General features: G+C 62.7%; 13 protein-coding genes. 12 read left to right on the top strand and 1 reads right to left on the bottom strand.

Annotation, left to right across the window (positions count from 1 at the left end; all coding sequences use genetic code 11):
* The 11 genes from der to ASR47_RS25435 all read left to right on the top strand — a co-directional run bounded on the left by der (nucleotide 1) and on the right by ASR47_RS25435 (nucleotide 10511).
* A complete protein-coding gene (der, locus tag ASR47_RS25385) occupies nucleotides 1-1347 on the top strand; it encodes a ribosome biogenesis GTPase Der (protein ID WP_065310571.1) in 1347 nt (448 codons plus the stop codon).
* A gap of 249 nt (nucleotides 1348-1596) precedes the next feature.
* Nucleotides 1597-1833 carry an RNA chaperone Hfq gene (gene hfq / locus ASR47_RS25390; protein WP_008450615.1) on the top strand — a complete coding sequence of 79 codons (237 nt, stop codon included), beginning with the start codon at nucleotides 1597-1599 and terminating at the stop codon, nucleotides 1831-1833.
* 108 nt (nucleotides 1834-1941) lie between these two features.
* Nucleotides 1942-3183: a GTPase HflX gene (gene hflX / locus ASR47_RS25395; protein ID WP_065310572.1), complete on the top strand. Its 1242-nt coding sequence runs from the start codon at nucleotides 1942-1944 to the stop codon at nucleotides 3181-3183.
* Nucleotides 3184-3185: 2 nt separating this feature from the next.
* Nucleotides 3186-4472 carry an FtsH protease activity modulator HflK gene (hflK, locus tag ASR47_RS25400; RefSeq protein WP_065310573.1) on the top strand — a complete coding sequence of 429 codons (1287 nt, stop codon included), beginning with the start codon at nucleotides 3186-3188 and terminating at the stop codon, nucleotides 4470-4472.
* A complete protein-coding gene (gene hflC / locus ASR47_RS25405; protein WP_065310574.1) occupies nucleotides 4472-5368 on the top strand; it encodes a protease modulator HflC in 897 nt (298 codons plus the stop codon). The genes hflK and hflC overlap by 1 nt, the downstream gene beginning before the upstream one ends.
* Nucleotides 5369-5609: 241 nt before the next feature.
* Nucleotides 5610-6770, top strand: a complete 1161-nt coding sequence (locus tag ASR47_RS25410; RefSeq protein WP_065310575.1) for an ATP phosphoribosyltransferase regulatory subunit — start codon at nucleotides 5610-5612, stop codon at nucleotides 6768-6770.
* 3 nt (nucleotides 6771-6773) lie between these two features.
* Nucleotides 6774-8087, top strand: coding sequence for an adenylosuccinate synthase (locus ASR47_RS25415; protein WP_065310576.1), 1314 nt, complete (start codon nucleotides 6774-6776; stop codon nucleotides 8085-8087).
* A gap of 65 nt (nucleotides 8088-8152) precedes the next feature.
* Complete coding sequence (locus ASR47_RS25420) at nucleotides 8153-8698, top strand: phosphoribosyltransferase (protein ID WP_065310577.1); 546 nt, start codon at nucleotides 8153-8155, stop codon at nucleotides 8696-8698.
* Nucleotides 8699-8767: 69 nt separating this feature from the next.
* Nucleotides 8768-9277 (top strand): GNAT family N-acetyltransferase, encoded by a 510-nt coding sequence (locus ASR47_RS25425; RefSeq protein ID WP_065310578.1) that lies wholly within the window; start codon nucleotides 8768-8770, stop codon nucleotides 9275-9277.
* A complete protein-coding gene (locus ASR47_RS25430; protein ID WP_065310579.1) occupies nucleotides 9274-10209 on the top strand; it encodes a WD40 repeat domain-containing protein in 936 nt (311 codons plus the stop codon). The genes ASR47_RS25425 and ASR47_RS25430 overlap by 4 nt, the downstream gene beginning before the upstream one ends.
* Nucleotides 10206-10511: an NIPSNAP family protein gene (locus ASR47_RS25435; RefSeq protein WP_065310580.1), complete on the top strand. Its 306-nt coding sequence runs from the start codon at nucleotides 10206-10208 to the stop codon at nucleotides 10509-10511. Before ASR47_RS25430 ends, ASR47_RS25435 begins: the two co-directional genes overlap by 4 nt.
* A 15-nt stretch (nucleotides 10512-10526) precedes the next feature.
* Here ASR47_RS25435 and ASR47_RS25440 read toward each other — a convergent pair whose 3' ends face one another.
* A complete protein-coding gene (locus ASR47_RS25440) occupies nucleotides 10527-11213 on the bottom strand; it encodes a hypothetical protein (RefSeq protein ID WP_065310581.1) in 687 nt (228 codons plus the stop codon).
* A 173-nt stretch (nucleotides 11214-11386) separates the two neighbouring features.
* Here ASR47_RS25440 and ASR47_RS25445 point away from each other — a divergent pair, with 173 nt between their 5' ends.
* Nucleotides 11387-12013 (top strand): flavin reductase family protein, encoded by a 627-nt coding sequence (locus ASR47_RS25445; protein ID WP_065310582.1) that lies wholly within the window; start codon nucleotides 11387-11389, stop codon nucleotides 12011-12013.
* Nucleotides 12014-12028: the final 15 nt, after the last annotated feature.

Below are 12028 nucleotides of genomic sequence, written 5' to 3' on the forward strand. Positions count from 1 at the left end.
ATGAAGCCGGTAATTGCACTAGTAGGTCGACCCAATGTTGGGAAATCGACTTTATTCAATCGTCTGACCCGCTCGCGCGATGCGCTGGTGGCGGATTTGCCTGGGTTGACGCGCGATCGTCACTATGGCGAAGGCCGTGTCGGCGAACGTCCCTTCCTGGTCATCGATACGGGTGGTTTCGAACCCGTCGCCAAGGAAGGCATCATGCACCAGATGGCCCTGCAGACCAAGCAGGCCGTGGCCGAGGCCGACGTGGTGGTGTTCATCGTGGACGGCCGTCAGGGCCTGACGCCGCATGACAAGACCATCGTCGACTTCCTGCGCAAGAGCGGCCGCCCGGTCCTGCTGGTGGTCAACAAGAGCGAAGGCATGCGCTATACGGCCGTGGTGTCCGAATTCTATGAACTGGGCATGGGCGATCCGTATGCGATCTCGTCGGCGCACGGCGACGGCGTCAACGACCTGGTCGAAGTGATGCTGGACCTGGCGTTCGCGCAGCGTCCGGAAGAGCCGGAAGAACTCGAAAAAACCGACCGCGGCATCAAGATCGCCCTGGTCGGCCGTCCGAACGTGGGCAAGTCGACCCTGATCAACACCTTGCTGGGCGAAGAGCGCGTGATCGCCTTCGACATGCCGGGCACGACGCGCGACTCGATCGAAATTCCGTTCGAGCGCGACGGCCAGCAATACACGCTGATCGACACGGCCGGCATCCGCCGCCGCGGCAAGGTGTTTGAAGCGATCGAGAAATTCTCGGTGGTCAAGACGCTGCAGTCGATTTCGGAAGCCAACGTGGTGGTGCTGATGCTCGACGCGCAGCAGGATATCTCGGAACAGGACGCCCATATCGCCGGCTTTATCCTGGAATCGGGCCGCGCGCTGGTGGTGGCCGTCAACAAATGGGACGGCCTGCAATCGCATGAACGCGACGAGATCAAGATCGATATCGACCGCAAGCTCGATTTCCTGTCGTTCGCGCAGATGCATTTCATTTCGGCGCTGAAGGGCACCAACATCGGCCCGCTGATGAAGTCGCTCAACGCGGCGTACGCGGCCGCCATGTGCGACCTGTCGACGCCGAAGCTGACGCGCGCCCTGATCGAAGCGGTGGAAAAGCAGGAACCGCGCCGCAAGGGCTCGATCCGTCCGAAGCTGCGCTACGCTCACCAGGGCGGCATGAACCCGCCGGTCATCGTGATCCACGGCAATGCGCTTGACGCCGTCGGCGATCCGTACAAACGCTATCTGGAAAAACATTTCCGCGATACCTTTGCGCTGGTCGGCACGCCATTGCGCATCGAACTGCGTACCGGGAAAAATCCGTTTGCGCGCACGCCAAGCAAATAAATCGGCTGTCAATTAAGCTTTGATTAAGGCGCCGCGGTAATAATGCGGCGCCGACAGCAAATAATATTGCCATTCCTGAGCATTAACGCCAAAATAATAAAGTGTTAATGCGCCATGCGCGACAGCGATCGCGAAAACAGGTTACAGTAGCTATGACGCATCTTTCTCTGTGAGACGGGTGTGAGAGCACTTGAAATCAAGCGAGTCGCCTCCAATTCTTACACAACAACATAAACAAACGGAGCTGTTATGAGCAACAAAGGGCAACTGTTACAAGACCCATTCCTCAATGCATTACGCAAAGAGCATGTTCCTGTCTCGATCTACCTGGTCAATGGCATTAAATTGCAGGGCCATATCGAATCGTTCGATCAATATGTCGTATTGCTGCGCAATACAGTGACACAGATGGTATACAAGCATGCCATCTCGACCGTGGTGCCGGCCCGTGCCGTCAATCTCAATATTGAATCCGAAGCGGAGTAAAGCGTTGAGCTTGACGGCCCCGCGCCTCTCACCTTCCATCGCCTGCATCCGTGCCAGCGGCGCTGATGCATCCGCATCGGCGTTCGCGACAACCTGTCTGTTGCCATCATGCGCGCGGCACTAGTCGGAGTCGACTTCGGTCACAGCGACTTTGCCGCCAGCATGGAGGAATTGATGCTGTTGTCGCGCTCGGCTGGCGTCGACCCGATTTCCACCATCACGGCCAAGCGTTCAAGTCCCGATTCCGCCTATTTCGTCGGTAGCGGCAAAGCCGACGAGATCGGCGACGCCGTCGTCAACGATGGCCTGGAAATCGTCATCTTCAATCACGCCCTGTCGCCCGCTCAGCAGCGCAATCTGGAAAAGCGCCTGAATGTGCGCGTGCTCGACCGTACCAGCCTGATCCTCGACATCTTTGCGCAGCGCGCGCAGAGCCACGAGGGCAAGCTGCAAGTCGAGCTGGCCCAGCTGCAGCACCTGGCCACGCGCCTGATCCGCGGCTGGACCCACCTTGAGCGGCAAAAGGGCGGTATCGGCCTGCGCGGCCCTGGCGAAACGCAGCTCGAGACCGACCGCCGATTGATCGGCGACCGTGTCAAGGCATTGCGCGCAAGGCTGGAAAAACTGCACAAGCAGCGCGAAACGCAGCGCCGCGCGCGTGGCCGCAATCACACGTTTTCAGTCTCGCTGGTCGGCTATACCAATGCCGGCAAGTCGACCCTGTTCAACGCCGTGACCAAGGCCGGCGTGTACGTGGCCGACCAGTTGTTCGCCACGCTCGACACCACCTCGCGCCGCGTCTATCTGGGCCAGGAAGTGGGCAATGTGGTCATTTCGGACACCGTGGGTTTTGTCCGCGAATTGCCGCACCAGCTGGTGGCGGCCTTTCGCGCCACCCTGGAAGAAACCATCCATGCCGATCTGCTGCTGCACGTCGTCGACGCTTCGTCGCCGGTGCGCATGGAGCAGATCGAGCAGGTCAACCTGGTCTTGCAAGAGATCGGCGCCGATCATATTCCGCAAATCCTCGTGTGGAACAAGATCGACGCGGCCGGGTTGGAGCCTTCCGTCGAGCGCGATGAAAATGGCGTGCTCAGCCGCGTATTTGTCAGCGCACACAAGGGCAGCGGGCTCGACCTGTTGCGCGAGGCCATCGTCGAGATGGCCAGGAGCGCACCGCGTTCGGCCCACCTCTATCAGTACGATGCAGCACAGGACAGCCAGTTGATCGACGAGCAAGACGAGCAAGACGATCACGCTGGCCAGCACGATGGCGCCGCCCGGGACCAGGCCGAAGAAACTGGCCCGGACGATGGTAATTCCACCCACTCCAAAGTCGGAACACGATAGTTATGCTTGTCTCCCTACTCAAAAAAACAGGCTTGAAGTTGTCCCTGAATGACCCCCGCTGGGGCAATCGCAAGGACGACGGCAAGAAAGCCCAAGAAGGCAAAAAGCCTGGCGAAGGTCCGCCGGACCTCGATCAGCTGTGGCGCGATTTCAATCAGCGCCTGAATGCCTTTTTTGGCCAGAAAAACCGTCCCGACAACGGCGGCAACAACAATGGCAACAACGGCGGTGGCGGTCCGCGTCCGGACATGAAGGGCGCCGGCATTACCGCCGGCGTGGTCGGCGTGATCGCCGTCTTCATCTGGCTCGCCAGCGGCGCCTTTATCGTGCAAGAGGGCCAGAACGGCGTCGTCATGACGTTCGGCAAATACACGCGCACCACGCCGGCCGGTTTCAACTGGCGCTGGCCGTATCCGTTCCAGACCGATGAAACCGTCAATGTGTCGCAGGTGCGTACCGTCGAAGTGGGTTACCGCCAGTCGTTGCGCACCAAGCAGGCCGACGAGTCGCTGATGCTGACCGACGACGAGAACATCATCGACATCCAGTTCGCGGTGCAATACACGCTGAAAGGTCCGGTCGACTGGCTGTTCCAGAACCGCGACCAGGAAGATACCTTGCGCCAGGTGGCCGAAACTTCGATCCGTGAAGTGGTTGGCCGCAGCAAGATGGATTTCGTGCTGTACGAAGGCCGTGAAAAGGTCGCGTATGAAACCCAGACCCTGATGCAGCAGATCGTTGACCGCTACAAGCTCGGCGCCCTGATCACCAACGTGACGATGCAGGCGGTGCAGCCGCCGGAGCAGGTGCAGGCCGCGTTCGACGATGCGGTGAAAGCCGGCCAGGACCGCGAACGCCAGAAGAATGAAGGCCAGGCCTACGCCAACGACGTGATTCCGAAAGCGCGCGGCGCCGCCTTCCGCCTGATGGAAGAAGCCGAAGCGTACAGCGCCATGGTGACCGAGAACGCCGCCGGTAACGCCTCGCGTTTCAAGCAGGTGCTGGTCGAGTACCAGAAGGCGCCTGCCGTCACGCGTGACCGCATGTACCTGGAAACCATGCAGCATGTGTTCAGCAGCGCCAGCAAGGTGATGATCGACGCGAAAAGCGGCAGCAACCTGCTGTACCTGCCACTGGACAAGCTGATCGCCCAGACGGCCGCGACCGACGCCAGCGCCGCTGCCGCCCGTGCCGCCGCCCCTGCCACCACCACTGTTTTGCCACAGGAAGCCATGCCGACAGTCGAAGTCAATACGCGCCGCTCTTCGCGTGAACGGGAGAGCCGCTGATGAACCGTATCGTAGCCGCCCTGATCGCGGGCTTTATCGCGATCATGCTGTTGTCCTCGACCGTGTTCGTGGTCGACCAGCGCAAGTATGCCGTCGTCTTCGCCCTCGGTGAAGTCAAGGAAGTGATACGCGAACCGGGCTTGTACTTCAAGCTGCCGCCGCCATTCCAGAACGTGCTGTACCTGGACAAGCGCATCCTGACCCTCGATACGCCGGAGCCGGAGCGCTTCATCACGGCCGAGAAGAAGAACATCCTGGTCGACGCCTATGTCAAATGGCGCATCGGCGACCCGCTGCTGTATTTCCGCAGCTTCGGCGGCGATGAAAATCCGGCCCGCAACCGCATGTCGCAAATCGTCAAGGCCGCCCTGAACGACGAAATCACCAAGCGTACGGTGCGCGAAGTGATCTCGGGCCAGCGGGGCAAGGTGATGGAAGCGATCCTGGCCAAGGTATCGGTCGAAGCGAAGGCGATCGGCGTCGAGATCATCGACGTGCGCCTGAAACGCGTCGACTACGTCGAGCAGATCAACAACTCGGTGTACGAACGCATGAAGTCCGAACGCGTGCGCGTGGCCAATGAGCTGCGTTCGACCGGTTCGGCCGATTCCGAGAAGATTCGCGCCGACGCCGACAAGCAGCGCACCGTGATCCTGGCCGAAGCCTACCGCGAAGCCGAGAAGCTGCGCGGCGAAGGCGATGCCAAGGCCTCGCAGATCTACGCCGAAGCGTTTGGCCGCAATCCCGAGTTCTACAAGTTCTACCGCAGCCTCGAAGCCTACCGCGCCACGTTCAAGGACAAGGGCGATGTGATGGTGGTCGATCCGAGTTCGGAGTTCTTCAAGTACTTCAAGGGCAATGGCTCGGCCGGTGCGGCCGGCGCCGCCAAAAAGTAATCCAGGGGCAGCACTTCAGGCGGGGCCGGCAGCGATGCCGGCCCCGTTTTTTTATGGCCGCTTGTGCGTTGCCGGCACGATAAAAGGGCACTTTTTTTGCCCCAGGTTATCACCGCGGCGACAACTTATCCCTAAAGCCACACTTTTTCGCGTAAAATATCAGGTTCGGCCTCTTGCCTGGCGCGCCCGCCGCTGCCTCGCCTGATGCATTTTTCAACTTTCTCCCGTATCTCGCTCCCTCATGCCGAATTGGCTTTTGCCCGAAAATATTGCCGATGTCTTGCCGTCGGAAGCGCGCAAGATCGAAGAGCTGCGCCGCCTCATGCTGGATAATTTCCGTCTGTACGGATATGAACTGGTGATGCCGCCGCTGCTCGAGTACCTGGAGTCGCTGATGACCGGCGCCGGCAAGGATACCGATCTGCGCACCTTCAAGCTGGTCGACCAGCTGTCGGGCCGCATGCTCGGCCTGCGCGCCGACATGACCACGCAAGTGGCCCGCATCGACGCCCACCTGCTCAACCGCGCCACCGTCACCCGCCTGTGCTACGCCGGCAGCGTGCTGCATACCCGTCCGTCTGGACTGCATGCGACGCGCGAGCCGCTGCAGATCGGCGCCGAAATCTACGGCCACGCCGGCCTGGAAGCGGATGCCGAAATCCAGGAACTGGCGCTCGCTTCGCTGGCGCTGGCCGGTTTCGACGCGGTGCGCCTCGATTTGTCGCACGTCGGCCTGTTGCGCGCTATCATTGAGCAAGACCCGGCCGCCGGCCGTGACGAAGCTGCCCTGTACAGCTTGCTGCGCGCGAAAGATGCGCCAGGCTTGCGCGCCCTGACCGCCTCCTACGGCGCCGTCACGCGCGAGGCGCTGCTGGCCTTGCCGAACCTGTATGGCGACATCGACGTGCTGGCGCGTGCGCGCGAAGTATTGCCGGCGCTGCCGGGGGTACAAAAGGCGCTGGCCGAACTGGCCGCGCTGGCAGGCTCCGCCCTGGGCCGCGCCGAAGTGGCGATCGACCTGGCCGACCTGCGCGGTTACCAATATGAAAGTGGCGCGATGTTTGCGCTGTATGTACCTGGCTTGCCGAACGCGGTTGCGCGCGGCGGCCGTTATGACCACGTCGGCGAAGCGTTCGGCCGGGCTCGTCCCGCGACCGGCTTCTCGCTCGATTTGCGCGAACTGGCGCGCCTGTTGCCGACCGCGGAGCGTAAACACTCGATCCGCGCGCCGTGGGGCAGCGCGCCGGAATTGAAGGAAAAAATCGCCGAGTTGCGCAAGGCGGGCGAGGTCGTGATCCAGAGTTTGCCGGGTCACAGTAATGAACAAGACGAGTTCGAGTGCGATCGCGTGCTGGTACTTGCCGATAATGGTAGTAGCTGGATTCTTAAAAACTTAGGTTGAGTGATGTCAAACAAAATTATGGCAAAGAACGTCGTTGTCATCGGCACCCAATGGGGCGATGAAGGTAAAGGCAAGATCGTCGACTGGTTGACCGATCACGCCCAGGGTGTGGTGCGCTTCCAGGGCGGCCACAATGCAGGCCACACGCTGGTCATCGGCGGCGTCAAGACCGCGCTGCAACTGATCCCTTCGGGCATCATGCGTCCAGGCGTGGCCTGCTACATCGGTAACGGCGTGGTGGTGTCGGTGCCGGACGTGCTGCGCGAAATCGACAAGCTGGAAAAAGTCGGCGTCGAAGTCGCCTCGCGCCTGAAAGTGTCCGATGCCGCGCCCGTGATCCTGCCTTACCACACCGCGATCGACCTGGCCCGCGAAGCCAAGCGTGGCGATGCCAAGATCGGCACCACCGGCAAGGGCATCGGCCCGGCCTACGAAGACAAGGTGGCGCGCCGTGCGATCCGTATCGCCGACCTGTTGAACGAGAAGCGCTTTGCCGAAAAGCTGGCCGAAAACCTCGACTACCATAACTTCGTGCTGGAAAACTACCTGAAGGCGCCGAAAGTCGACTATCAGAAAACCCTCGACGACGCGCTGGCCTACGTGCCGCGCCTGCGTCCGATGGTCACCGACGTGTCGAGCGCGCTGTACGCGGCGCACAAGGCCGGCGCCAATCTGCTGTTCGAAGGCGCGCAGGGTTCCCTGCTCGACGTCGACCACGGCACCTATCCCTTCGTCACCTCGTCGAACTGCGTGGCCGGCAATGCCGCGGCCGGTTCCGGTGTCGGTCCTGGCATGCTGCACTACATCATGGGCATCACCAAGGCCTACACGACGCGCGTCGGCTCCGGCCCGTTCCCGTCGGAACTGCCAACCGACGCCGGCGTCGGCCACCACCTGGCGCAAGTGGGCCATGAATTCGGCACCGTGACGGGCCGCGCCCGCCGCTGCGGCTGGTTCGACGCCGCCTTGCTGCGCCGCTCGGTGCAGATCAATGGCGTGTCGGGCATGTGTCTGACCAAGCTCGATGTGCTCGACGGCATCGACACCCTGAAGCTGTGCACCGGCTACACCATCGATGGCGTGTCAGTCGACATCTTCCCGTCGGGCGCCGAAGAAGCGGCGCGCTGCGTGCCGGTGTACGAAGAGATGCCAGGCTGGACCGAAAGCACCGTCGGCGCCAAGTCGATGGAAGCGCTGCCGGCCACCGCGCGCGCCTACATCAAGCGCATCGAAGAGCTGGTCGGCGTACCGGTCGACATGGTCTCGACCGGTCCTGACCGGGAAGAAACGATCGTCCTGCGCCACCCGTTCCAATAAAACGCGTCGCACACAATCCGCCGCAAGGCGGATTTTTTTAAGCACAGCATAAAGACCGAACCATCATGACTACACCACAAAGCAACGACCAGCACCTGTGGGTGAACTGGGAACAATACCACCGCCTGATCGAGCGCCTGGCGCTCAAGGTCCATGAATCGGGCTGGAAGTTCGACCAGGTGCTGTGCCTGGCGCGCGGCGGCGTGCGCCCCGGCGACGTGTTCTCGCGCATTTTCGACCTGCCGCTGGCGATCCTGTCGACCAGCTCCTACCGCGAAGACAAGGGCACCACCCAGGGCGACCTCGATATCGCCAAATACATGACCATGACCAAGGGTCCGCTGGCCGGCCGCATCCTGCTGGTTGATGATTTGGCCGATTCGGGCGTGACGCTCGACAAAGTCACGCGCCATCTGAAAGACAATTTCCCTGGCGTGACCGAAGTCAAATCGGCCGTGATCTGGCTGAAAGGCTGCTCGGTCGTGCGTCCTGACTACTACATCGAAGAACTGCCGCACAACCCATGGATACACCAGCCGTTCGAAGAGTACGACGGCCTGCGTCCGCATCAGCTGGCGGCGTGGATCAAGAAGGGCGAAGCGGGCAAGTAATCGCCCTTTCGTGTAGCAGAAAAAAAGACGATCGTGTATCGTCTTTTTTTTCGGCCAAAGGAATTGCGCATGACCATCCTGCACACGGCGCGGCTGCGCCTCGAACCCGTCACCGAAGCCCATTACGAGGCCATGCACGCCATGAACTCCGATGTTGAAGTGATGACTTACCTTAACGCCGGCCAGCCTGAGACGGAAGAACACACGCGCGCGGCCGTCGCCCGCATCATGGGCCGCTGGCGCGAATGGGGCTACTCGTGGTGGGCGCTGGTGCGCACGGATGACGAGGTGATGGTGGGCCTGGCCTGCCTGCAGCATCTCGATGGCGACAAGACGCGCCCGCACGAAATCGGCTGGCGCCTGGCGCGCGCCGGCTGGGGCAAGGGCTATGCCAGCGAGGCCGCTGCCGCCATCGTCGCGCATGCCTTCGATGTGGTGCAAGCGCCGTTCGTGGTCGCCGTCGCCCATCCCGATAACGCCGCCTCGATCAAGGTCATGACGCGCCTGGGCATGCGCTACACGGGCATGGAAAAACACTACGACGACGATTGCGTCGTGTACCGCCTGGAGCGGCCATGAACGCATCATCGTTGAAGCCGCTGAACCTGGGCTGCGCCTACGGCGTGCGGTTTTCGCCCGACGGCGCGCGCCTGGCCGTGCTGGGCAATGACCTGACCCTGTGGGATGTGGCGGCGCGCCAGAAGCTGTGGCGTGGCAAGCCGGTACCGCATTGTTCGGCGATGGCGTTTTCGCCCGACGGCAGCCGGCTGGCCGTGAAAAGCACCACCGGCCTGATGGCGGTGCTCGACGCCGCGACCGGCGACGTGATCGTCAACTTTCGCAACAAGAAGGACGGCGAAGGCAGCGGCCCGGCCTGGTCGCCCTGCGGCCAGTACATCGTCGATGGCAGCTGGGACGGCCGCCTGCAGGTGCGCGCGGCGGCCACCGGCGAGCTCGTGTTTGCGCAGGACCATCCTGGCGAAATGCTGCGCAGCGCTTATGCCATCGATGCCATCGATGGTGCAAAGCGCCTGCTGGTACTGCATGGCGTCAAATCCGTCGAAGACGGCCAGGTGCAGCCGCCCGACTACGTCACCGCATGGGACTGGCCCTTGCAGGCCGGGGCGGGGCGCACCGTGCTGTTGCTGCCGGCGCTGCAAACGGTCGCCGCCTCGCCCGGCGGCCAGCAGCTGGCCGCGCTGCACCGCGCCGATGGCGCCGACCAGCTATCGGTGTTTGCGCTGGCCGACGGCAAGCTGCTGGCCACTACGACGGTCGAGCAGGGCGGCGGCATCGCCAAACTGACCTGGCTGCCCGACGGCCGCCACCTGGCGCGCATCGGCAAGGGCAAGCTGCAGTTCTACGGCTGGCCCGGCCTGGCGCTGGCGCGGGAATTGGCGTTTACCTATCCTTGTGCCGTGGCGTTCCTGCCGCAGTCGCCACTGGCCGCCATCGGCTCGTGGGAAAAAGGCGCGCTGATCGAATTGAACCTGAACCAGGAACCACAATGATTACCTGCTACCTGCGCTATATCATCGACCCGTATAAATTGAAGCAATTCGAAGCCTACGGCAAGCTGTGGATCCCGCTCGTCGAGCGCTTCGGCGGCCAGCACCACGGCTATTTTTTGCCCTCCGAGGGTGCCAGCAACGTGGCGCTGGCCATGTTCTCCTTCCCCAGCCTGGCGCTGTACGAACAGTACCGCACCGACTCGCTGCGGGACGCAGAATGCCAGGCGGCGTTTCGCTACGCCGAAGAGACGCGCTGCATCGTCAGCTACGAGCGCAGTTTTTTCCGGCCCGTGTTTGGCTGACCGGCTGTCTGCGTGCTAGAACCGTATCGGACAAGGCGCCGCCGTGCCGCCGCCAAAGCCGGCATGGCCTGACCTGGCGCTGAGGTTGAGCGTCATATTGCCCTTGTCGGGCATATAGATGCAGTACTCGCCGGTAGCCGTGATGACGCGGTAGATGCGTTGCGGGTCGTTCGGTGCGCTCCACAGTTCGATGCGGGCCGCTTCATGCCACTTCGGCTTGACCGCCGCGTGCGCCTCGGCAAAGCCTTTCGCCAGGCGTGTCTGCGGCGTATCGGGCGGCGCCGTGAATTCCTGCGGATGTTCGCCGCGCAGCTGGCGGTCGATGGCGCCGGCCGCTTGCAGGGCCCGTTGCGCGAGCGGAACGGCCTCCGGCATGGGCGCTGCCGGCGCCGGTTCGGATGGCGGGGCATCTTCTGGCGCGCTCGCTGGCGGGGTTTGCAGCGGGCTGGCGGTGGGCTTCGGCCGGCTCGCCGGCGGCTTGGCCGGTGCGGGCGATGCCTGTCTCGGCGGCGGCTGCGGCACGCTGGCAAGCTGGCGTGGCTGCAGCAGCTGTATCCATGCTCTTTGGTCCTGCCGCACGCTGCGCTGCACCGGCAGCATGACGGACCACAACAAGGCCAGGTGCAAGAGCGCCACGGCGGTGATGGCCCAGCCTGGACGGCGCTGCTGGAAAACAAGGGGGTGTGCCAGGGCGGTGCTCATCTGTTCATGTTTCCCACTGGTAAGGTCACGCCAGTATGCAAATTTGCAACAGCACTGTAAACAGCTTTCGCATGGTATGCAGCCGGCGCACCCCGAGGTACCGGGAAACGCACCCGGACGCTGATTTTGTTAAGCTGTGCTCCCGGCCCCCAGGTCCACACGACAGCAATTGCATGAGCGACGACATCCATTTTTACGAACCCGCGCACGGCCATGGCCTGCCGCACGATCCCTTCAACGCCATCGTCGGGCCGCGCCCGATCGGCTGGATTGCCACGCGCAGCAATGCGGGCGCGCTCAACCTGGCACCCTACAGTTTTTTCAATGCCTTCAATTACACGCCGCCGCTGATCGGTTTTTCCAGCATCGGCCGCAAGGACACGTTGCGCAATATCGAAGAGAACGGCGAGTTCGTGTGGAACCTGGCCACGCGGCCGCTGGCCGAGGCCATGAACATCAGCTGCGCGGCGGCGCCGCCCGAGGTCGACGAATTCGCGCTGGCCGGCCTGACGCCTGTCGCCTCGCGCATGGTCCAGGTGCCGCGCGTGGGCGAAAGCCCGGTGGCCTTCGAATGCCGGCGCACGCAGATCATCGAGCTGCAGGGTCTCAATGGCGACGGCGTCGGCAGCTGGCTGGTGCTGGGCGAGGTGGTGGGCGTGCATGTCGCGCGCCATCTGCTGGTCGACGGCGTGTACGACACGGCGGGGGCCGCGCCGATATTGCGCGCGGGCGGCCCGGCCGATTATTTTGAAATCACGGCCGACAGCCGGTTCCAGATGCGCCGGCCGGCCTGGCCCTGATGCTGGCCAGGCCCG

Source organism: Janthinobacterium psychrotolerans (genome assembly GCF_001677885.1).
Classification (GTDB): Bacteria; Pseudomonadota; Gammaproteobacteria; order Burkholderiales; family Burkholderiaceae_D; genus Janthinobacterium; species Janthinobacterium psychrotolerans.